The organism is Marinifilum sp. (genome assembly GCF_965230805.1).
GTDB lineage: Bacteria > Bacteroidota > Bacteroidia > Bacteroidales > Marinifilaceae > Marinifilum.
This window is the reverse complement of record NZ_OZ246019.1, coordinates 3,238,900-3,262,618: the sequence shown is the minus strand read 5'-3', so window position 1 is coordinate 3,262,618 and position 23,719 is coordinate 3,238,900. Positions and strand designations below refer to the sequence as shown.

19 protein-coding genes are annotated in these 23,719 nt (G+C 35.2%); 7 read left to right on the top strand and 12 right to left on the bottom strand.

Features of this window, described 5'->3' with window-relative positions:
* Positions 1-5: 5 nt before the first annotated feature.
* The 10 genes from ACO05S_RS13180 to ACO05S_RS13135 all read right to left on the bottom strand — a co-directional run bounded on the left by ACO05S_RS13180 (position 6) and on the right by ACO05S_RS13135 (position 11,948).
* A complete protein-coding gene (locus ACO05S_RS13180; protein WP_421918472.1) occupies positions 6-239 on the bottom strand; it encodes a hypothetical protein in 234 nt (77 codons plus the stop codon).
* Positions 240-957: 718 nt separating this feature from the next.
* The gene (locus tag ACO05S_RS13175) at positions 958-3,087 is read right to left on the bottom strand and encodes a Tex family protein (RefSeq protein ID WP_421918471.1); all 2,130 of its coding nucleotides are present in this window, start codon (positions 3,085-3,087) and stop codon (positions 958-960) included.
* A 112-nt stretch (positions 3,088-3,199) separates the two neighbouring features.
* Positions 3,200-4,396, bottom strand: a complete 1,197-nt coding sequence (locus tag ACO05S_RS13170) for a protoporphyrinogen/coproporphyrinogen oxidase (protein WP_421918470.1) — start codon at positions 4,394-4,396, stop codon at positions 3,200-3,202.
* A 12-nt stretch (positions 4,397-4,408) separates the two neighbouring features.
* Complete coding sequence (locus tag ACO05S_RS13165) at positions 4,409-5,038, bottom strand: hypothetical protein (RefSeq protein ID WP_421918469.1); 630 nt, start codon at positions 5,036-5,038, stop codon at positions 4,409-4,411.
* Positions 5,038-6,087 (bottom strand): DUF262 domain-containing protein, encoded by a 1,050-nt coding sequence (locus tag ACO05S_RS13160; protein ID WP_421918468.1) that lies wholly within the window; start codon positions 6,085-6,087, stop codon positions 5,038-5,040. The genes ACO05S_RS13165 and ACO05S_RS13160 overlap by 1 nt, the downstream gene beginning before the upstream one ends.
* Positions 6,088-6,118: 31 nt before the next feature.
* Positions 6,119-7,330 (bottom strand): DEAD/DEAH box helicase, encoded by a 1,212-nt coding sequence (locus ACO05S_RS13155; RefSeq protein WP_421918467.1) that lies wholly within the window; start codon positions 7,328-7,330, stop codon positions 6,119-6,121.
* A 55-nt stretch (positions 7,331-7,385) separates the two neighbouring features.
* Positions 7,386-8,573: a class I SAM-dependent rRNA methyltransferase gene (locus ACO05S_RS13150; RefSeq protein WP_421918466.1), complete on the bottom strand. Its 1,188-nt coding sequence runs from the start codon at positions 8,571-8,573 to the stop codon at positions 7,386-7,388.
* 87 nt (positions 8,574-8,660) lie between these two features.
* Positions 8,661-9,251, bottom strand: coding sequence for a 3'-5' exonuclease (locus ACO05S_RS13145; protein ID WP_421918465.1), 591 nt, complete (start codon positions 9,249-9,251; stop codon positions 8,661-8,663).
* Positions 9,252-9,285: 34 nt separating this feature from the next.
* On the bottom strand, positions 9,286-9,915 hold the full coding sequence (locus ACO05S_RS13140; protein ID WP_421918464.1) for a DUF5063 domain-containing protein: 630 nt from the start codon (positions 9,913-9,915) through the stop codon (positions 9,286-9,288).
* Between the two features lie 125 nt (positions 9,916-10,040).
* Positions 10,041-11,948, bottom strand: a complete 1,908-nt coding sequence (locus ACO05S_RS13135; protein WP_421918463.1) for a RecQ family ATP-dependent DNA helicase — start codon at positions 11,946-11,948, stop codon at positions 10,041-10,043.
* Positions 11,949-12,127: 179 nt separating this feature from the next.
* On the opposite strand from ACO05S_RS13135, the gene guaB reads away from it, so the two are divergent.
* From guaB to ACO05S_RS13105, 6 genes are all read left to right on the top strand, one after another.
* Positions 12,128-13,597: an IMP dehydrogenase gene (guaB, locus tag ACO05S_RS13130; RefSeq protein WP_421918462.1), complete on the top strand. Its 1,470-nt coding sequence runs from the start codon at positions 12,128-12,130 to the stop codon at positions 13,595-13,597.
* Positions 13,598-13,678: 81 nt separating this feature from the next.
* Positions 13,679-15,328 carry a peptidylprolyl isomerase gene (locus ACO05S_RS13125; RefSeq protein ID WP_421918461.1) on the top strand — a complete coding sequence of 550 codons (1,650 nt, stop codon included), beginning with the start codon at positions 13,679-13,681 and terminating at the stop codon, positions 15,326-15,328.
* A complete protein-coding gene (locus tag ACO05S_RS13120) occupies positions 15,321-16,160 on the top strand; it encodes a hypothetical protein (protein WP_421918460.1) in 840 nt (279 codons plus the stop codon). Before ACO05S_RS13125 ends, ACO05S_RS13120 begins: the two co-directional genes overlap by 8 nt.
* A gap of 37 nt (positions 16,161-16,197) precedes the next feature.
* Positions 16,198-17,520, top strand: a complete 1,323-nt coding sequence (locus ACO05S_RS13115) for a peptidylprolyl isomerase (RefSeq protein WP_421918459.1) — start codon at positions 16,198-16,200, stop codon at positions 17,518-17,520.
* 73 nt (positions 17,521-17,593) lie between these two features.
* Positions 17,594-18,559 carry an AAA family ATPase gene (locus ACO05S_RS13110; RefSeq protein ID WP_421918458.1) on the top strand — a complete coding sequence of 322 codons (966 nt, stop codon included), beginning with the start codon at positions 17,594-17,596 and terminating at the stop codon, positions 18,557-18,559.
* Between the two features lie 5 nt (positions 18,560-18,564).
* Positions 18,565-20,151, top strand: coding sequence for an OstA-like protein (locus ACO05S_RS13105; protein ID WP_421918457.1), 1,587 nt, complete (start codon positions 18,565-18,567; stop codon positions 20,149-20,151).
* Between the two features lie 47 nt (positions 20,152-20,198).
* Here ACO05S_RS13105 and ACO05S_RS13100 read toward each other — a convergent pair whose 3' ends face one another.
* Positions 20,199-20,420, bottom strand: a complete 222-nt coding sequence (locus ACO05S_RS13100; protein WP_054714819.1) for a DUF2795 domain-containing protein — start codon at positions 20,418-20,420, stop codon at positions 20,199-20,201.
* Between the two features lie 59 nt (positions 20,421-20,479).
* On the bottom strand, positions 20,480-21,040 hold the full coding sequence (locus ACO05S_RS13095; protein ID WP_421918456.1) for a cob(I)yrinic acid a,c-diamide adenosyltransferase: 561 nt from the start codon (positions 21,038-21,040) through the stop codon (positions 20,480-20,482).
* Positions 21,041-21,496: 456 nt separating this feature from the next.
* On the opposite strand from ACO05S_RS13095, the gene recG reads away from it, so the two are divergent.
* Complete coding sequence (gene recG / locus ACO05S_RS13090) at positions 21,497-23,602, top strand: ATP-dependent DNA helicase RecG (protein WP_421918455.1); 2,106 nt, start codon at positions 21,497-21,499, stop codon at positions 23,600-23,602.
* The last annotated feature ends 117 nt before the right edge of the window (positions 23,603-23,719 follow it).

Below are 23,719 nucleotides of genomic sequence, written 5' to 3'. Positions count from 1 at the left end.
CGTCTCTACTTATTTCTTTTTGCTTCTACTTCTTTCAAGTATTCATCCAGTCCTTCAAAAGGCTTATAGTTCTTAGGAATTCCCAATTTTGCCGATGGATCGTTTGCCGATAAGTCGATTTTAGCACCACACTCAGGGCAACTTACCGTATGATGATTGGTAATCTCCAAAATCTTTACAATCATTTCCTTTTTACAATTCGGACACTCTATAATTACATCCTGATCGTTAAAATCCATAGTCTTTTTTTTTCGTTATTGAGTGTCAAAAATAGCTAAAACTTCTCAATAGCATTTTTTTTCATCCTGTAAAGTTTCCAATTCTACCAGTTTTATTATAAACAAGCATGATTAAGAACAATCATTAAGCATATACGCTAATGATTTTTTTTGATCTTGCAGACTTATGCCTGACAAATAGAAAATAATTATAAATGCAGATACTGGTAGAATGCAGGATAACAAATTCTAAGCTTTAAATTGCAGACGAAGAGGGAATTTTCCAAAAAGATGTATTTTTTCTGATCATAAATGCCTGAATTGTGCCTCGAAAGCTGGGGAGGCTCAAAATCACTTGTAATTTGTGCCTCGAAAACCGGGGAGGCACAAAATGAAGGCTAAATCTGTGCCTCTCTGACTCGGGAGGCACAAAATCACTCTCAATTTGTGCCTCGAAAACCAGGGAGGCACAAAATGAAGGCTAAATCTGTGCCTCTCTGGCTCGGGAGGCTCAAAATCACTCTCAATTTGTGCCTCGAAAACCAGAGAGGCACAAAATAAAGTTAAAAGATATGCCTCCCCGGCTCGGGAGGCTCAAAATCACTCTCAATTTGTGCCTCGAAAGCTGGGGAGGCACAAAATCACTTGAGTTTAGTTAAGGCAAAAATAGAGCTACACATTTACGGCGAATATTTTTAATCGAAATCAGACTATCCAAACCGCCATACAAAGCTCGATACTACTGCTCACAATCTTTCATCGATAGCTGAATGCGCTTTCGGGCAACATCCACCTCAATTACTTTCACATTAACATGCTGATGAAGCTGCACCACATCTGCCGGATCGGAAACAAATCGATTAGCCAATTGTGAAATGTGTACCAATCCATCTTGCTTCACACCCACATCAACAAAAGCACCAAAATTGGTGATGTTGGTAACAATGCCAGGCATTTCCATTCCAACCTCCAATTGGTCAATCTTGTAAATACCTTCTTTAAACTGGAAAACCTTAATTACCGTTCGCGGATCGCGTCCCGGCTTTTCCAACTCTTCCATAATATCTTTAAGCGTTGGCAATCCAACTTCATTGCTTACATACTTGTTTAAATCAATTTGCTTGCGCAGATTTTGATCTGCAATCAAATCAGCAACAGTGCAGTTCACATCTTTTGCCATTTGCTTTACTATTCCATACGATTCGGGATGCACAGCCGAATTGTCTAATGGATTTTCGGAGTTTAGAATTCTTAGGAAACCAGCACATTGTTCGAAGGCCTTTGCTCCCATTCGTTTCACTTTCGTGATCTCCTTACGGGATGAAAAAGTGCCATTCTCAGCGCGGTAGTCTACAATGTTCTGTGCCAACTGTGGTCCCAAGCCAGATACGTAAGTCAACAAATGCTTACTTGCTGTATTCAAATTTACACCAACCTTGTTTACGCACGATTCCACAACCTGATCCAAACTCTGTTTCAATAAATTTTGATCAACATCATGCTGGTACTGCCCTACTCCAATCGATTTGGCATCGATTTTCACCAATTCTGCCAGTGGATCCATTAGTCTTCTGCCAATAGAAACTGCACCACGCACGGTAACATCATACTGTGGAAATTCCTCACGAGCCACTTTCGATGCTGAATAAATTGAGGCTCCTGCTTCGCTTACTACAAACACCTGTACTTTTCTGTCGTAATGCAAATGGGTCACAAATCGTTCTGTTTCCCGGCTAGCTGTTCCATTCCCAATGGCAATGGCTTGTATGTTGTAGGTTTCCACCATATTGGTCAACTTTTTGGCTGCCATTTTTCCCTGATTTTGTGGTGCATGCGGATATATGGTTTCGTTGTGCAAAAGATTTCCCTGAGCATCCAAACAAACCACTTTGCAACCTGTTCTGTATCCCGGATCAATTGCCAAAACACGCTTCTGTCCCAATGGGGAAGACAGCAACAATTGGCGTAAATTTTCGGAGAACACACGAATGGCTTCTTTATCTGCTTCCTCTTTCGAGGATTTTGCAAACTCTGTTTCAATCGAAGAGCTTAGTAATCTTTTATAGGCATCTTTTACGGCTATCTCAACCTGCTCCGAAGCTTCGGTATTTCCTTTGATAAAGATTCTGTACAAGCTATCCAATACATCTTCTTCCTTTGGAGCAATTTCCAATCGTAAAATTCCTTCCGCCTCGCCTCTTCTTAAAGCCAGCATACGATGCGAAGCACATCTTTTCAATGGCTCTTCCGACTCAAAATAGTCTTTAAACTTTTCTCCTTCTTCCTCCTTGCCTTTAATTAGTTTGGAACGAATTACCGCCTGTCGCTGAAAAATACCCCGAACCGAATTACGCGAAATTTCATTCTCGTTTACCCACTCTGCAATAATATCACGTGCACCTTGCAGTGCTTCATGCTCGTCAGCAACCTCATCGTTTACAAACCGACTTGCCCTGGATTCCACATCATGCTCCACTTGTTTCATTAGGATCTTAGCCAAAGGCTCCAAGCCTTTTTCCTTGGCTTTTACAGCTCGGGTTTTGCGCTTTTGTTTGTATGGCAAATACAAATCTTCCAACTGATTCAGCTCCTTACAAGCTTCAATTCTGGCTCGTAATTCATCGGTAAGTTTCTCTTGCTTGTCAATCGCCTCAAGAATGCTTTCTCGTCTTTTGTCAAGCTCAGTTAATCGAGCCAATTCCTCTTTTACATTGGCTATCTGAACCTCGTCCAAACTACCGGTCATCTCTTTACGATAACGGGCAATAAACGGCAATGTAGCCCCTTCGCTTAACAATTGTATTGTGTTTTCTACTTGAAAAGCCTGCAATTGCAAGCTTTTCGTTATAGTGGATATATAATTTTTCATTTTTATCAGGTATGAGATGTGAGATATAAATACAAGTTCTTTCAAACAAGAATATTCGAATTTCTTAAGAACGATTGCAATTCGTAATATTCAATTCGTAATTCCTACGAATTCATTTACAATTCTCAGCATATCGTTCAAATTCTTGTTTCGATCGTTCAACGCAATCCTCCAATGACAAACCATTAAAGTAATTTCCGGTAATGTAAATTCCGGTTTCTTCTGCCAAAAGCTTAATTTTTGATAAGCTCTTCGAATGACCTGTTTTGATTAAAGGCAATTGGTGCTTTGTTTCAACCGTTTCAGCACCCAAAGAATCAACAAGAAGCAAGTCTTTCATAAATTTTTCCTGCTCATCTTTCGAGATCTGGTTTTCTTCAAAATGGAATGCAAATCCTCTCATTTTTTCGTGAGTCATAACATCGCGAGTAACCATTGAAAAACAAGATCCCTGTAATGGAATAATAAATGAAACAGGATCAAAATTCAGTTTTTCCTTTGGCAAAACCACTGTGCGTGTCTCAATGCTTTGGATAGGATAAGCAGCCAAAACATCTGATAAATCGGTATTTAAACCTTTGATTAGTTTCGAAGCAATTTTTGGGGAAACCGCCAAAGCAATATCCTTAGATTGATATATTTCACCCGATTCGGCAAGTACTTTAAAACCATCGCTATTTTTAGCAAGCTGATTGATTTTAGTGTGGAGTTGAACTTTAATATTCTGATGTGCAGCAAGGGCTTCCATAAAGCTTGACATTCCTTTTTTAAGAATAAAACTCTTAGGGTGCTTCTTGCTTTTGGTTTTGCGTCGTTTTAGAAAATATTCTGCTGAAAAATTATCGGCATTCTGCACAATTACGGCACTAAACATGCGAGTAAATACTTTATCATAGTTCTTTGGTCCAACAATTTTACCAAAATATTCCTTAACGGTTTTTCCATCTCGTTTCGTGAAAAACAAATTGGGAACCGATCGCATTAACTCAAACTTATTTACCCCCTTCATGATTTTCTCGTGCTTATCAGTAAACACTTTCATGCCAACTTTCTCGCGAGCAAGAATGTCTTGCTCCAATCCATTTTTCTGAATCAGATCGATTAAATTGGTATAGGTAGCATAAAAAGTATGCGCCCCCATCTCAACCCAAAAATCATCTTTGTAACAGGTATTTAAACATCCGCCAATTTTATTGGCAGCATCAACAACTAATACTTTCTTTCCCGATCGGGCAATATGATTCGCAAGGCTTAATCCACTAATGCCTGCGCCCACAACAATCATGTCGTAAGATTCAGCTTGGGTCATTTTAGTTAGTGTTTATAAATTAATAATCATTCCTTTCATATTACTAACAAGATTATCAAAACATCTTACATTTGCCCCAATATCCCTAGCATCCAAGATATCTATTAAATCTTGATTCGGAGAAAATGAATAATATGAAGAAATTGTATTTAGATTATTTACATTTTCACTATTTAAATGTATAAATGTATTTCTTATTTTTTGCAAATGCATTATGGGAATCTGATAATGATTTAAAACCCCCAATACGTAATTCATATATGAATGATGTCGTACTAAACCTGTTGCCAGACTAGAAATTATATTGGGATCACCCCATGTTGCTTCTTGATTATTATAAGTTATACTATCCCCAACATTATGCCTTCTTCTTTTTCCGCATAAATAAAGCAAATAATGACATGCTTGTTTATCTGTATAATTTGGATAAATCGGAGCTATTCTATTTTGAGAAAAATCATACCCGCCTTTCACATACGCAATCCAGAATTCTCGCCAAAAATTATTCCAATTATTCCAAATTGAATTTAACACTCCAGAAGACGCTATTATTTGATTTTTACCATCCTCATAAGAAAGCAAACCAGAATAATCATTAGCAACTTTTATAAATCGATTTCTTTTGTGAGATAGGTGTCGCATTAATTCTGAAGAACTGAAACAATCGTCTGGATTCGCATTAGTCTATTTTTATAACTATGAGTCGTTGCAATAGATGCCTTAACAAAATTTAAATATTTCCCATCTTCATCTTTTTCCTCAGCTTCTGAAAACATTCTTATTAATTCATCTCTAACTTGATTTACCTCATTTGCAAAACTTCCTGATGGTTCTAAATCTTGAAAGTCATTTTTAGCATCAGGTAATCCATATTTATTATATATTAATGCTCCCATCAAAGAATAAAATATATACGATGGAACTTTACAACTATCAAAAACTTCAGTAAGATTATCTTTAATAAAATTAAAAGATGAAATTACTTTTTCATAAATTTCTTCCTCTAAATCAAAAGATTCATCATTTTCCTTATAAATATTATCAAGTTTAGAAGCACCTCTATTTTGAACTCCATCAATGCACAACTGACAACACTCAGTAATAAGGTCAGCATCCATCATTCGAGATATTTCTCTTAAGGATAATGTCTTATAATTCTCAAAAAAAGGCGTAACATATTCGGTAAGATTACTAATAAACCATTTAAATTTTCCTTGAAAAGTTGCATGCCTTTTTTCTGAGGTATTTAGCGGTAACGTGTATGAATTGATTCTGCGAAAAATCTCTAATATCTCTTCTGTAGTTGCTGTAACTATATTATCAATTGAAATTTCATATGACAATAGTGCAGCCGAAACTTCTTCTGGCAAATCCTCATAAGACATCCCCGCATATTTTTTGCTAACCGATGTTAATTTAAACTTATTCTCGATGAAATCTCGTATTGTAGTTAATCTCTGCTGACCATCAATAATTTCTCTTTTTGATTTTTTAGTCTTCAAATCTACAACTTGCCTTAACACAACTTTTGGAAAAGGGAAATCATTTAAAATTGTATCAATAAAATAAGATCTAGCATTGTTAGGCCATAGTCCTTTTCCTCTCTGATAACTTCTATTTATAGTTAATTCCCCAGATTTCATCAAATTATAAACATCTGAAACTGGAATAGTGTTTCTTAGAATTTTCATAGCCTTAAATTATTGATTTAATCCTTTATTATTATTTTTTATTTACTTTTTTCCTTTTAAAGAACTTTCGTTTGCCTTTGGGTCTTGATTTTGTTCGAGGTTTATATTCAGGTGCTTCTCCAAGTTCAGCTGGTACAGGAATCTTGAACACATCTGATTCAATTAAATCCTCAATCTTTTTAAAATCGTTCTGATCTTTTGTTGTGATAAAAGTCAAGGCAACCCCTTCCGACTCGGCACGAGCAGTTCTACCCACTCTGTGTACGTAATCCTCTGCATCGCCCGGCACATCAAAATTAATTACCAAGTCGATTGAATCAATATCAATTCCTCTGGCAATAATATCTGTAGCCACCAGTATTTGATGTTTTCGGTTTTTGAACTCGCGCAATACCTCTTCCCGCTCATTCTGTTCTAAATCAGACTGTATTCCGGCCGCTTTAAACTTTTGTTTTTTAAGATCATTGGTAATTGCTTTTACATTCATTTTCGTGGATGAGAATATAATTACACTTTTCAGATCTTTCCCTTTCAACAAGTGGCTAATTAATGGTATTTTCTGCTCCTCGTAAAGCATGTAAGCAGCTTGTAAAACTCCTTCTGCCGGTTTCGATATGGCGATATTAATGCTTTCGGGTTCCACCAAAATTTCTTGTGCCAACTCTCTTATTTTTGGTGGCATAGTGGCCGAAAACATCAGGTTTTGTCTTTTTTTGGGAAGATAACTAACAATCTGCATCAAATCCTCAAAGAAACCCATATCCAACATTCTGTCGGCCTCATCCAATATCAAATGTTTAATTTTTGATGTATCGACATAGCCTAAATTCAGATGTGAAATCATTCTTCCGGGTGTTGCTATTACCACATCTGCACCTTCCATCAGTCCTTTTTTCTGCTGATCCCAAACCGAAGAATCACCACCACCATAAACCGATAATGAGGTAATGGAAACAAAGTATCCAAAGCCTTCCATTTGCTGATCGATTTGCATGGCCAACTCGCGTGTTGGAACCAATATTAAAGTGCTAAATCCATCAATCTGATTTTTTTGGATTTGGTCCATTACTGGCAAAAGATAGGCAGCAGTTTTGCCTGTGCCTGTCTGAGCACAAACAATCATATCTTTGTTTTCGATAATTTTTGGGATCGACAACTCCTGCACAGGTGAGGGTGTTTCGAAACCCATGGCATCCAGCCCTTCCATTATTTCAGGAGAAAAATCAAATTCGGAAAATTTCAAATGGTTTCTTTTTAGTGAGTTAAAAAATTTAATTACTGGGAATACAATAAACTGCTTATTCCACGTACAATACCAAACCTTTCAAGTACTCCCCTTCAGGATGATAAATATTAACCGGATGATCAGCAGGTTGTGTTAATTGATGCAGAACGCGAACAGTTCTTCCTGCATTTGCCGCAGCAACAAATACTGCTTTTCTAAAATCTTCTTTGCTAACCGCTTGCGAACACGAAAAAGTAAAAAGAATTCCACCTGGTTTAATCTGTTCGAATCCTTTTTTATTTAAGCGCTTGTATCCCTTTAGTGCATTATCCAACACTTTCTTGTGTTTTGCAAATGCTGGCGGATCGAGCACAATCAGGTCATATTTTTGCGAAGATTGATCCAAAAACTTAAAGGCATCTTCTGCAAAGGCTTCATGGCGCTTGTCTCCCGGAAAGTTTAGTTCAACATTTTCTTTGGTGATATCAATGGCTCTTGATGAACTATCAACCGAATGAACCAATTCTGCACCACCCCGCATGGCATAAAATGAAAATCCTCCTGTGTAGCAAAACATATTAAGTACCAATCTTCCTTTAGAATAATGCTCTAATAAGCTCCTGTTTTCACGCTGATCGATAAAGAAACCTGTTTTCTGTCCCTTCAACCAATCCACATTAAATTTCAAACCATTCTCCATGGCAGAAAATGATTCTGTTTCGCCAAAAAGGTATCCATTCTTTGGCTCAATTCCCGATTTAAAAGGAATGGTTCCTTCCGATTTATCAAAAACGGCAATCAAATCATCGCCAAAAGTTCTTTGCAAGGCTTCGGTTATTTCCTCACGATGCAAATACATACCAACCGAATGACATTGCATTACGGCTGTTCCCGCATAGAAATCTATAATCAAACCTGGCAGACCATCACCTTCGCCATGTACCAATCTGAATACATTGTTATCCTCTCTTCCATAAAGAGAAACAGCTCTTCTCATCTTGCAAGCAGAACGAAATTTTTCTACCCAAAAATCAAGATTAATCTCTCTTTCTTCGAAGCTTAGAATTCGAACCACAATCGACCCAATAGAGATATGCCCAATTGCTAAAAAATCATTTTTATCGTTATAAACCGATACCAAATCTCCCTCTTGTAAGCCTTCATCTACTTTACTTACAGCACCTGAAAAAATCCAAGGATGGAATCTTTTAACAGAATGCTCCTTCCCTTTTCTCAGGTATACTTTTGGATAATCTATCATTTAGAAATGTATTTTTCTGATTAACGAATTGCAATTCCCGGCATTCGTTGTTTACGACTTTTAAAAAGCCTAAGTAATTTGTAAGTCTTATAATTCCGGTTCAGCAGCTTTAAGTTTTTCAAATATCTTTAAAGACACCCATGCATCAGTAGCTGCATACCTTATCTGACCGGGACTTAGGGTTTCCGCTTCCCAATTCGAAACTTGCTGCCTTTTCGAAATTCTAAAATTCAATACAATTGCAGATAGTTTTTTTAAAGAAAAGCTTTCAATTCCAAATCTGGAAACATAGTCTTGTAACTCTAAAAACCCGTTGGCATCAAAATCGTTTAGTTTTTGCAAAGACCGAATATCATCTTTAATGGCAGCTCCTACTTTAACAATATTTGGATTTTTAAGAAGATCTATAATTTCTATAGGAAGTCCTATTTTATTAATTCTGAACAAAAAGGTTTTTGAATTTGCTGCCAATTGAAGTAAAGCTACATCGTTTATTTTTCCCTTTCTGAACGATGGTCTGGTTTCGGTATCAAACCCTAAAACAGGATAGTTTTTTAGGTAATTCACCGCATCGAAAAGATTTTCATATTCATCTACAAGAATAATATCTCCTTCGAAAGCCTTTAATGGCATTTTGTTAGCTTCTTCTACTGTAATTGATTTTTGAAATGGCAACATTTAATATTCTTTTACTCCGAAAATTAATTTTTTCTTATTCATTGTCTTCACCCCACTCTCTCTGACGCTGCGAGAAAATGGATCCACTCAAATCGGCATTATCGATATTTGAATTCATATCTAATTCCGATTCGTCATCTAAGTTAATTTTATCAGCGGACAATTTATGAATTGCTCTAAGAGAATTCACCAGTTTTTGTCCCCAATGCTCATAAAAGTGATTGTTCAAATCCCAAAGTGCGTCATTCATTACCTCAACCGTTCCAATCTTATAGGAAGTAATAAAATCTTTTAGATCCTGATAAATATCCGCAAAATTTTCAGAAATAGAAGCAACTAATGGAGTGTCGCTGTATTCCATATCATTCTCAAATACTTCTAAAAACTCATCGTGCGCACTCATCTTATTTTTCACCGAAGAGTGAATAAACTCCCAATCCGATTCGGTTACAAATTTTTCAACTTCCTCATCTAACTCACTCTCATTTTTCGGTAACATGCTTGCTTTTAAATACAGCAATGGCAATATTTTTTGAGCCGTTTCTACAAACTCAAGTTTCGAAATTTTTGAACTTGATTCCAATAACAAACAAAATTCGTTTGCAACAGTTACAAATTCAATAACATTCTTAGTATAAACTATGTGTTCAAATTGATCTTTCATCTCTTCTCCTATAAACCTGCAAAAATAACAAGTTTTTACGAATAATAAACGCTTAGTTTCCAAGCATCACAATTACTTTGATGATTTGATTTTTAATACCGGAAAATATTATAAGCAAGATTGACCTATATGGGGATCCATTTTATCCTATTCCCACTTTTACAATCAACCTCTTCGTTGTCTTTTAGATGCTGAATTACTTTTATAATATCATCATCCTTGTAGTCTAACTTTTCAACAATATCGTCAATTGGCAAATAATCTCTTTTTATTAAATCCAATACTGCGTAATATATGGTTCTAAATTCCTTATCACCTAAAGACTGAGATTCTTTTTCTTTGCAAACATCACAATTTCCACAATCCGGTGCGTATTTTTGTCCAAAATACTCTAATAAAAATTTCGAGCGACAAATATTTTTCGTTTCGGCATAATTAATAACCGATTGAATTTTACTTTCAAACTTTTCTTTCCTTTCTTGATACACCGCTTTCGGAAAAGTAAGAAACCCGATTGGCAAGCGTTCTTGAGTATACAAAACAAAAGGAGTTTTCTTTCTTGGTATGTATTTGATTATGCCATATTTCGATAATTCTTTTAAATACTCAATTATTAATTCTTTATCTGCTTTTATTCTTTTCGATAAAGTATCCAGATTGATTGGTACGTAATCTGTAAACAAGCCTGTAAATGATCGAAGCAAAATTTTTATAAAATTATCGAAATCTTTGTTGGCCACCTGAAATTTGTACAAATCATCTCGTTTTACTGCAAAGTGTATTCTAGACTCATGTTCTAAATCATCGGTTAATTCAATATAGCCAGCACGCTGTAATATTTTTAATGCATTAAAAGCTTGCAAAACATTAAATTTAAAGTTCTGACAAAATTGTCCCAAATCAAAATCAAAAACAGCATCTTTTCCTGCACCTTCTGCTACTTGCAAATAGTTTCCCAAAGCTTGGTAAACCCTTATAATCATATCCTTTTCAGGAAATGTGGTTTTTATTCTTTTTAATAGCTGAACCTTATCGGGATTCGAATAAAGCATTACTGCATACGCTCTTTTCCCATCACGTCCTGCCCTTCCGGCCTCCTGAAAGTAGGCCTCTAATGTGTCTGGCAGATCCATGTGAACCACGCTTCGAACATCCGATTTATCAATTCCCATTCCAAATGCATTTGTAGCAACCATCACCTGAACAATTCCTTTCCTCCATCGTTCCTGTCGCAAATCTTTCACTTCATTTCGTAGGCCAGCATGATAGTATTCTGCTCTTAGCCTGTTGTTTTTGAGAAATTCGGTTAATTCTTTGCATTTTTTTCTACTTCTAACATAAACAACAGAGCTACCTCTTTGTTTCCTAAGAATCGTAAGTAAGTACTTGTGCTTGTCTTCGGTCTCGCGAACCAAATACACTAAATTTTTACGTTCGAAGCTTTTCTTGTATACATTTTCCTGAGGAAAGCCTAGTTTCTCCTGTATATCTGCAACCACATCTTTTGTGGCCGTAGCTGTTAAAGCCAGTATCGGAACCTCTGGCAATAACTCACGAAGCGTGATAATTTTTAAATACGAAGGACGAAAGTCATATCCCCACTGCGATATGCAATGCGACTCATCAACTGCAATGAGACAAACATCCATTTGAACCACTTTCTTTCTAAAAATATCAGAACCAATTCTCTCTGGAGAGATATACAGAAATTTCACATTCCCAAATAAGCATTTGTTCAGAATATTTTCAATCTCATGTCTTGAAAGTCCCGAATACAAAAGCTCAGCTTTAATTCCTTTTGTTCTTAAATTCAGTACCTGATCTTTCATTAATGCAACCAAAGGCGACACCACCAGGCAAATTCCATCCATTGCCATTGTGGGCACTTGAAAAGTTAAGGATTTTCCACCCCCGGTAGGCATCAAGCCTAAAGTATCTTTCCCCTCGGAAACCGATTTAATTATTTCATCCTGTAAAGGACGAAACATACCATATCCCCAATATTTTTTTAGAATATCCTTAAATCGATCCATTTATTTCTTTTACAGTTTAAATTATCCTTCTGATGCTCTTTTTCCCAGGCTTAAACAGCCTAAAAATACTAACTTTTAAACGGATTTAATCAATTAACAATTTTTAGTATTTATAATCAAGTTCTATTCCGCTATTTTTTGTATTTTCGCATGCAATTTAAATCTAAAATTATTGCATAATGTCATTCGTATCTGATAAAATTATTTCTGACGGTTTAACGTTTGATGATGTTCTCTTGGTTCCAGATTATTCTGAAGTACTTCCCAGAGACGTAAGTTTAAAAACGAGATTCTCCAAAAACATTACACTTAATGCTCCAATTGTATCTGCTGCGATGGATACGGTTACCGAATCTGCATTGGCAATTGCCATTGCTCGTGAAGGAGGTATTGGCGTAATTCACAAGAACATGAGTATCGAAGCTCAAGCAAAGCAGGTATTAACAGTTAAAAGAGCTGAGAACGGTATGATTTACGATCCAATCACAATCGCACCATACAAAACCGTTAAAGATGCCTTGGCATTTATGAAGGAATTCAAAATTGGTGGTATTCCTGTGGTCGACACAGATAAGTCGTTGTTGGGTATTGTTACCAATCGTGATTTGCGTTTTGAGCTGGATATGGATCGCCCAATATCAGAAGTAATGACAAGTGAAAACATTGTTAGTACATCTGACTCTACCAATTTGGAGAAGGCAGCAGAAATTCTTCAAGCACATAAAATTGAGAAATTACCTGTTGTTGATTCAAATAACAAATTGATTGGCTTAGTAACCTATAAGGATATTACCAAAGCAAAAGATAAGCCATTGGCCTGTAAAGATGAAAAAGGCCGTTTGCGTGTGGCTGCTGCTGTTGGTGTTACTGCCGATACATTACAAAGAATTGAATCTTTGGTACAAGCAAATGCCGATGCTATTATTATTGACACAGCTCACGGTCATTCTAAAGGAGTTGTTGAAGTTTTAAAAACAGCAAAGAAGAAGTTTCCTGACATGCAGTTTATCGTGGGTAACATTGCCACTCCTGAAGCTGCTAAAATGCTGGTTGAAGCCGGTGCTGATGCTGTTAAGGTTGGAATCGGTCCTGGTTCGATTTGTACTACACGTGTTATTGCAGGCGTTGGTGTTCCACAGTTAAGTGCAATTTACGAAGTATCAAAAGCTCTAAAGGGTACTGGTGTTCCTGTAATTGCCGATGGTGGCTTGCGTTACTCTGGTGATATTGTAAAGGCTATTGCTGCCGGTGCTGATTCTATTATGGCGGGTTCGCTTCTTGCCGGTGTTGAAGAATCACCAGGAGAAACCATCATTTACAATGGCCGTAAATTTAAATCGTACCGTGGTATGGGTTCTGTTGAAGCTATGCAACAAGGTTCGAAAGATCGTTACTTTCAGGATGCTGAAGATGATATCAAGAAATTAGTTCCAGAAGGAATTGCTGCTCGCGTGCCTTACAAAGGTACTCTATATGAAGTAATCTATCAGTTAATTGGTGGTTTGCGTGCAGGTATGGGATATTGTGGTTCTGCTAGTATTGAAGAGTTACACAATGCCAAATTTGTTAAAATTACTGCTTCCGGAATGACCGAGAGTCATCCACATGATGTAGCCATTACTCGCGAAGCTCCAAACTATAGTAGATAATTTTATCTCATAATTTACGGTAACCCCTTATGGTGTGGGTTACCGTTTTCTTTTTTAGAATATTTACCATATAATTGCTAAATGAGGAAGGGTTTATTATATCTGATTACAGTTTTATATTGCTCGTTGGCAAGTTACGGACAATACAATCCATCAGATACCCTTTTTTCAATCAATGGAAAACCCTACCCTTCTGCTCCATTTGCAGAACTTTTCGAAAGCAATAAGCTTCTTGATCAACATAACCAAGCATTGCCTCTTGCCAAAGCCTTAGACTTGTATATCGATTTTCATCTAAAAGCTTTAGAAGCAAAAAATCTTCGGTTTGATACCATACCCAAAGTTATTCAGGAAATTAAGAATTATCACAATCAAGCTTTCTTCAACTACCTTTATCCTTTTGAAATTAGTGACCAGTTAATTACAGAAACATTTAATCGGATTCAACACTTTGTTAAAGTTCGTCATATACTAATCAAAATTGAAGGTAGAGCAACTCCTAAAGATACTCTTAAAGCCTATAATGAAGCAAACAGAATATATGCATTGCTAAAAAGAGGGAAGAAATTTTCCAAGCTTGCCAATATGTATTCCGACGATTTATCGGCTCGAAAAAACAATGGAGAACTAGGTTATATTACTGTATTCGACATGGAATATGCCTTGGAAAATGCTGCTTACAATACTCCGGTAGGTGAATTCTCAAAGCCTGTTCGTTCTCAATATGGATATCACATCGTTCAAACAACAGAGAAAATTAAAAATCCAGGGAGAATAAAAATAAGGCACTTAATGCTTGAATTCAAAAAGAAAAATGAAAGGGAAGTAATTAAGATCAAAGCAGATTCTATTTATAACTTACTACAAAATGGGGCAAACTTCTCTGAACTTATTCACAAATATTCCGATGATGTAAGTTCGGCAAAGGATGGGGGCATTTTACCTTGGTTTGGCTTATTTGAAATCCATCCGGAAATTGAGAAAGCCGCATTCCTATTAAAAAAAACTCATGATTACTCTCTTCCTGTTAAAACTGAATTTGGCTATCATATTCTTCAACTTTTGGATAGGAAAGAGTATAATTCATATGAGAGTTGTAAAAATGAACTTCTAAGTTTATTGGAAGAAGATGATAGGTCGAGAAAATCGAAAAGAGAATTGATTGAAGAATTAAAACTCAAATACAACTACAAAGAAAATCGAAAACATCTTTCAAATTTTTACTCCATACTTGATTATGCTTATGCTGAACTCTGGGAACCTTTAATCTCAATTGATGGCAAAAACTACTCTCAAGAGAAGTTTGCTGAATTCTTAAGCAAACAAGAATCGAAAGATATTTACGAGAATTTTAGAGAATATATCAATAGGTTGTATGTTGATTTCACAAACAGATGTATATTGGCCTACCATAAAAAGAAATTGGTAAAAGAGAATCCCGAATTAGAAAGATTGCTCAATGAATATGAAAAAGGTGTATTGGTATATTACATAACAAAAAGTGCAATATGGAATAAGGAGGTCGCTAATGACAATAATCTAAGGAAGTTCTTCGATCAAAACCCGGAAAAATATAAAAACAATTTAGATTTTAACAAAGTAAGAAAAAGAGTATTATTAGATTATCGGGAACATTTAGAAATGAACTGGTCGAAAAAGTTGCGTGAAAAATACTCTGTTACGATTAAAAAGGCAACCGTTAATAAAATTGCGATATTAAAGAATGAATAAAATTATTTTACCTATAATTATTTTTACATGCTTCACCGCATGCAGCTACAAGGAAGAAGAAGACAAAACTATTGCTAAGGTTAATCAAGAGTATTTATACATGAGTGAAGTTGAGGCAATTGTACCAGACAACAGCTCGAAAGAAGACAGCCTTCTCATCGCCGATAACTATATCCATCAATGGATTAAAAAACAATTAATTATTTCAAAGGCTGAACTAAATTTAACGGAAGATGATAAAGATGTAAGTAAAATGGTTGAAGATTATCGTTCATCTTTAATTATTCATAAATATCAGCAACAGCTTTTAGAGCAAAAACTTGACACTACCGTTAGCTCATTTGAAATTGACAACTATTACAGACAAAATACAAGCAACTTCATCCTCAACAAAAACATTATCAAAGCATTATATATAAAAATATCCAAACCTGTTCCCAATTACGATAAAGTACAAAAGCTATATAAATCGGAAAAAGATGAAGATTGGGACGAATTGGAAGATTACTGTTTTCAGAATGCCACAAAATTTGATAATTTTAGCGGTCAATGGATAAATGCGAAGGAATTATTAAATCAAATTCCTTTTCAATTTGCGAATGAGGACAAATTACTTAAAAGCACAAAACATATAGAAACAGAAGATTCTACATTCAGATATTTTATTGCTGTAAAAAATGTTGAGTTTAAGAATAATATTGCTCCTCTTGATTTTGTTCGAGACGATATCAGAAAAATAATTATCAATAAAAGAAAAATAGAATTTATTAAAAACCTCGAAGAAAACATCTATAGAGATGCAGAATCGAAGAATCAATTCAAAATTTATTAAACCATATAATATGCGTTACATTTTTATAAAAACTTGCATGGCAATCACACTCTTGTTACTGAGTATTCTTACTCTTAATGCTCAAGATAATGTGGTAGATAAAATTATTGCTGTGGTTGGTAATCAGGAGGTATTAAAATCGGATGTTGAAGAAAGATTTAAGCAGCTTAAGGCTAATGGCTATACTTCGGGTAGTGTTGATTTAAAAACAGAAATTTTTGAAGATCTTTTGATTCAAAAGCTTATGATAGCTCAAGCTGCAATTGATAGTATTGAAGTAACAGAACAAGAGGTTGAAGACGATCTTGATCGTAAAATGCAAATGTATATTCAACGAATTGGTTCTAAAGAAAAATTAGAACAATACTTCGGGAAATCCATCTTGGAAATGAAGAACCTACTTCGTGATGACACACGCGATGAACGCATTAAAGAAAAAATGCAGGCAGAAATCACAAAAGACATTCACATTACACCTGCCGAAGTGAGAAACTTCTACAGCAATATAAATAAAGATAGTTTACCAATTATTCCCGGAGAAATTGAAATACAGCAAATTGTAAGCTATCCTAAGGTAACTGATGATGAAAAAGATCGAATAAGAAATAGACTGAGAGAATTTAGAGAGAGAGTTATTAATGGGGATAACTTTTCTACTCTGGCTGTTCTTTATTCTGAGGGTCCTAGTGCTCCCAGAGGTGGTGAGTTAGGTTACACGCCAAGAGCAGATTTAGTTCCTGAGTTTGCTAATGTTGCCTTCAATCTAAAAGAGAATAAGGTTTCAAAAATTGTGGAAACGGAATACGGATTTCATATTATTCAGTTGATTGATCGTAAAGGGGAAAGAATTAATGTAAGACACATTCTTTTAAAACCTAAGATTGAACAAGTAAAAAGAGAACAAGCCATTTCAAGATTAGATAGTATTGCTGATCTAATAAGAAATGATAAAATGAAATTCGACGAGGCTGCCTTTTACTTTTCGGCAGACAAGGATACCCGAAATAACGGTGGATTAATTATTAATCCATATACAGGTTCATCTAAATTTCAAAAAGACAACTTGCCTCCTGTCATTACTCAACAATTAAACACTCTAAAAATTAATGAAATCTCTGAACCATTTCTTGATGTTGCCGGAGGGAAAGATTCATATAAAATCATTAAAATGAAATCGGAAACAAAAGCTCACCCTGCCAATCTTTCCGATGATTGGAGTATTTTTGAAAATATGTTGACAAACAAAAAGCAACAAGACATACTTAATAAATGGATCAAAGAAAAACAAGCCAGAACCTATGTCCACATTGATGATTCATACAAGAATTCGAAATTTAGATATAAGGGTTGGCTAAAGTAATAAGCTTAAATATTTTATCAGACACAGCTTTATGCTGTGTCTGACTTTTTGAGGGAATTCTTAAATTAATTCTATGAATTTTAAATCTGAAGTTGAAGCTGCTAACTCCTTATATGCAGATTATAAAAAGCTACTTAAGGAAATCGGCAAAAAAATCTACGGCCAGGATGAAATCATTAAAAAAGTATTGATTTCAATTTTTAGTAATGGCCACTGCCTGCTTGTTGGTGTTCCAGGACTTGCCAAAACCCTGCTTGTAAATACAATTGCAGAGGTTTTGGATTTAAAATACCAAAGAATACAATTTACACCAGATTTAATGCCTTCTGATATTATTGGAACTGAAATTCTAAATAGTGAGCGTAAATTTAATTTCATAAAAGGACCTTTGTTTGCCAATATTATTCTTGCTGATGAAATTAATCGTACCCCTCCCAAAACGCAATCCGCACTTTTGGAGGCTATGCAAGAGAAAATGGTTACAGTAAATGGGAAAAACTATCAAATCGAAAAACCATTCTTTGTTTTAGCTACTCAAAATCCAATTGAGCAGGAAGGTACATATCCACTTCCCGAAGCTCAATTAGACCGTTTCATGTTTAGTATTTACCTAGACTATCCTAAACTTGAAGATGAAATCTCGATTGTAGAAAACACTACTTCTGGCAAGGATGTTGCTTTAGACAAAATCATTTCATGCGATAAAATTTCTTTCTATCAAAAATTGATACAAAAAGTTCCCATTAACCGCAATGTATTGGAATATGCGGTAAATTTGGCGGCTAAATCGAGACCAAACACAGACTTTTCTCATTCTATGGCAAATGAATATATCAATTGGGGAGCTGGACCTAGAGCATCTCAATATTTGGTGATTGGAGCTAAAGCACATGCTTTACTATCTGGAAAATATTCTCCGGATATTGAGGATGTAAAAGAAGTAGCAATTTCAATATTGCGACATAGAATCATGAAAAATTATAAAGCTGAAGCCGAAGGAATTAGTGTTGAAGATATTATAAAAGAATTATTAAAATAGAACGAATGCCTGGCATCTTGACAAAATACAAATCGATTTTTGTACTTATAGGTTTATTCAGTCTGTTTGCACTTCCAACGCAAGCACAAAAAAAATCGAGAGTAGAGATTAAAAATTCAGAAAGCTTCCGAGCTTTATTAAAAGCAGAACCTCCGCTTACCATTTTTAATGGAAAAGTATTCATTACGCACGAGAATATTAAAATGTATTGCGATAGTGTATATCAATACAACGAACAAAATAGAATTGAAGCTTTTGGAAATGTTCACATTATTAACGCAGACACAGTTCATATTTATGGTGATTACCTAAATTATAATGGAAACACCAAGCTTGCCGAAATGCGTGATAATGTAAAATTGAAAAACAAATCGGTAACAATTACAACGGAGTATTTAGATTTTGATATGAATCAAAGTCTTGGTTATTATTTTAATGGTGGAAAAATTGTTGATGATTCTAACACTCTTACAAGCAATATCGGCCGATATTACACCAAGCAAGACCTACTATTTTTTAAGGATAGTGTTAAAGTTGTTAATCCTGATTACACTTTAAAATCAGATACCTTAAAATACAATACTATAAGTAAAACCGCATTTATTTTAGGTCCAACCACAATCGATAGTGAAACGGAAACACTTTATTCTGAGGACGGTTGGTACAATACGGTAAGCGGAATTTCACAATTCTTTAAAAATACAACGCTCGACAGGGATGAGTATCAAATAAAAGGAGACAGCATCTATTTGGATAAAAATAATGAAACAGCCAGAATATTTGATAATGTAGAATTGCGCGATACCGTCAACAATCTCATTTTAAAAGGACATTACCTGGAGACTTTTAAAAATCCCGAAGAGGCTTTAATGACTGACTCCGCTGTTTTTATTCAAGTTGCCCAACAAGACTCTTTATTTCTACATTCGGATACCTTAACAATATCAAAAGATACTGCCGGTTTTGAGCTTATAAAAGCTTTTCATCATGTCAAATTTTTCAGACCCGATTTACAAGGAAAATGCGACTCATTGGTATATACCATGCAGGACTCTACCATAAGACTATTTAACGATCCTGTTTTATGGGCACAAGGAAATCAAATGGTAGCAGATACCATAGGAATCGAAACTCAAAATCAGAAAGTGAGATACCTTCATTTTAGAGGCTCTTCTTTCTTGACTGCCAAAGAAGATAGCACATTTTACAATCAGATTAAAGGAAAGAACATGCTAGGTCATGTTAAAGACAATAAAATGTATAAATTGGAAATCGATGGAAATGGCGAAACCTTATATTATCCTAAAGACAAAAGTATCATCATGGGGATGAATGTGGCTAAAAGTAGTGATATCACCATTCATATCAAAGAAAACAAAATTGACCGGATCGTTTTCATTAAGAAACCTGATGGCAACCTGTATCCATTATTTGAAGTGGAGAAAGAAATGCTCTTTTTGAAAAATTTTCGTTGGTTTGATGGCATTCAACCAAAATCTAAGGAAGACATCTTTTTTTGGAGGGATACGCCACCAAAAACATCACAAAGTATTTTACAAGCTTTACATGCTAAAGTTCAAACTTCAGAATAGGGTAAAATAAAAACGAGGTTTTAAATTAAAACCTCGTTTTTTATTTTTTAGTATTCATCTTCGTTGAATAAAAAATCTCCTTTGCTAGGATAATCTGGCCAAATATCCTCAATACTCTCAAAAATCTCTCCTTCTTCCTCGATTTCCTGCAAATTTTCAATTACCTCTAGTGGTGCACCAGATCGAATTGCGTAGTCAATCAACTCATCCTTTGAAGCTGGCCAAGGGGCATCTTCAAGTTTTGTTGCTAATTCAAGTGTCCAATACATAAGTTCAAAATATTTTTTTAGGTTGCTTTATTCTGCGAATATAATTTTTTTTTCCGAATTTACAAGTCGGGTTCCCATTTTATTTCAGGGGCTCCAATATCCAGTAAAACCTTACGTGATAACACAAACAAGTAGTCCGATAATCGATTTAAATACTTCAACAATAAGGGATTTATGTCAATCTCTACTGATAGTTGATTGGCTCTCCGTTCGGCTCTTCTGCAAACTGTTCTCGCTACATGACAGAATCCATTTAACTGACTGCCTCCAGGCAGCACAAAATTATTTAATTCGGGAAGTTTCTTATCCATTCTATCCATTTCATTTTCCAGCAATGATATGTCCTCTTCGCTCAGGTTTAACTTCTGCTTTAAATCGGATTTTTCTTCATCCGTTGCCAAACGAGAACCAATTAAAAACAGCTTATTCTGTATCACATAAAGCACTTGCCTTGTCTGTTTTTCAATTTGATGCGACCGAATTAAGCCTATGTATGAATTCAGTTCATCTACTGTTCCATATGCTTCTAACCTTAAATGAAATTTAGGTACTCGGGTTCCTCCAATCAATCCGGTAGTCCCTTTATCTCCGGTCTTGGTATATACTTTAAATTTGTCCATCATTTAATATTTAAGCAGACATATTCTATTTATCGCTACATATGCCTCATTATAACAAAGATAAAATAATTTATTATTTAGATTAGTTCTATATTGATATTTTTCTTGCGAGCCTGATTTGATTTCTACTCGGATAATTTGTTAAACCATTTTAATAACAGTTTTACTATGAAGTTGAGTTTAAATTGTTTTGAGAATTTTGAATTTGGTCAAGGTATAAAAACAGAGATCAATCGTTATGTTACCCTATGTTTTTTTTTAAAATTATGAACAAGGAATAAAGAAGGAGACTTATTTCATGCTAATACCGGTATAAAATAAGATGCTAAGTAAATCACTTCGTTAGGTTCATCAATAAAAAAACTCTAAAAACAAATTTAAAACAGTTTCTAAATTGTAATTTTGAGTTTCTCAATAATTAAAATTATTGGATTTGTTGAACTTTCAATCAATTAAATGTCTGAATTAGCAGGTCTGGATATAAAATTCTTAGCAGGTGTTGGCCCCAAGAAAGCTTCCATCTTAAATCAGGAACTATCGATTTATAGTTATGAAGATTTATTGTACCATTTCCCATACAAATACATCGATAGAACAAAATTCTATTCTATTGCAGAGGTAAATTCTAAATTGCCTTACATTCAAGTTAGAGGACAAATTACCGATATCGAAACTTTAGGCGAAAAACGTCAACAAAGATTGGTAGCCTATTTTACCGATGGCAAAGACACAATGGAACTGGTTTGGTTTAAAGGCATTAAATACATAAAAGGAAATCTAAAACCCAATACAGAATATATTGTTTTTGGGAAACCATCTGAATTCAATCGAAAAATTAATGTTGTTCATCCCGAAATTGAAGAAGCAAGTAAGACCAATGGTAAAATTAATGCATCGCTTCAATCTTTTTACCTTACTACTGAAAAGATGAAGAACCATTTTCTGAATTCAAAAGCTATTCAGAAACTACAGGAAAATGCCCTTAAATCAATTAATGGAAAAATTCCTGAAACCTTACCCGCTGCATTGATAAAAAAGCTAGGTTTAATCAATTTACACGAAGCTTTGCTCCAAATTCATTTTCCGACAAACACAGATCTTCTTAAAAAAGCTCAATATCGTTTAAAGTTTGAAGAGTTGTTTTTCATCCAGCTCAACATCCTAAAAATGAAAATGAAACGGAGAATTCTTTACAAAGGTCATCCGTTTTTGATCATTGGAAATTACTTTAATTCATTCTACAAAAACAACTTGCCCTTCGAGTTAACAAATGCCCAAAAGCGAGTAATCAAAGAAATTAGAAAAGATGTTGGTTCGGGAAAGCAGATGAACAGATTGCTGCAAGGTGATGTTGGCAGTGGTAAAACCATGGTTGGATTAATGTGCATGTTAATGGCTCTTGATAATGATTGCCAAGCTTGTTTGATGGCTCCTACCGAAATTTTAGCAACACAACACATGGAAAGCCTTTCGGACTTGCTCGAAAGCATTGATGTGAATGTAGCATTGCTTACCGGTTCCACAAAGCAAAAAGACAGACGCAGAATTCATGAAGACCTTAAAACCGGCGAATTACAAATTCTGATTGGAACACATGCCCTACTCGAAGATATAGTACAGTTTAACAATCTGGGATTGGTCATTATTGATGAGCAGCACCGATTTGGAGTTGCTCAACGTGCCAAACTATGGAAAAAAAATACCGTTCCTCCTCATGTTCTGGTTATGACAGCAACCCCAATTCCAAGAACCTTGGCAATGACTTTGTATGGTGATTTGGAGGTATCGCTTATTGATGAATTGCCTCCCGGAAGAAAACCAATACAAACCGTTCATTATTTTGAAAACAGACGCCGACAGGTTTATGAATTCATGAAAAAGCAGATCGATTTGGGAAGGCAAATCTATTTGGTGTACCCGATGATTAAAGAATCAGAAAAAATGGATTTTAAAAATCTTGAAGAGGGATACGAAAATGTAGCAAAATCTTTTCCTCCTGAAAAATATGGTATCAGTATGGTTCATGGCAAAATGAAACCTGCCGAAAAAGATGCTGAAATGCAAAGATTTGCGCAGGGAGAAACTAAAATAATGGTTGCCACAACAGTGATTGAGGTTGGGGTGAATGTACCCAATGCATCGGTAATGATAATTGAAAGTACAGAACGATTTGGTTTGTCGCAATTGCACCAGTTAAGGGGGCGTGTTGGTCGGGGAGCAGAGCAGTCCTATTGTATTTTGATGTCTTCTTACAAAATCTCGAATGAATCGAGAAAACGCATTGAAACCATGGTACGAACCAACGATGGTTTCGAAATAGCCGAGGTTGATTTGAAGCTGCGTGGCCCGGGAGATATTGAGGGTACACAGCAAAGTGGTATTTCTTACGATTTAAAAATTGCCCATTTAGGGAAAGATGGTCAGCTTTTACAATATGCAAGAGATATCGCACAAGAAATTCTTGACAATGATCCTCTGCTTGAAAAGAAAGAGAACTTCACCTTAGCAAAACAGGTGAAACGACTAAGTAAAACCAAAATTAACTGGAGCGTTATTTCATAAAAATCGGAGTACTAAAAGGTAAATTTCAAACATTTTTAAACACCAAAACATACCTATCAAATAGGGTAAACCCGATTTAAATCGGTTCTTTACAATAATCCACACAGATATGAAACG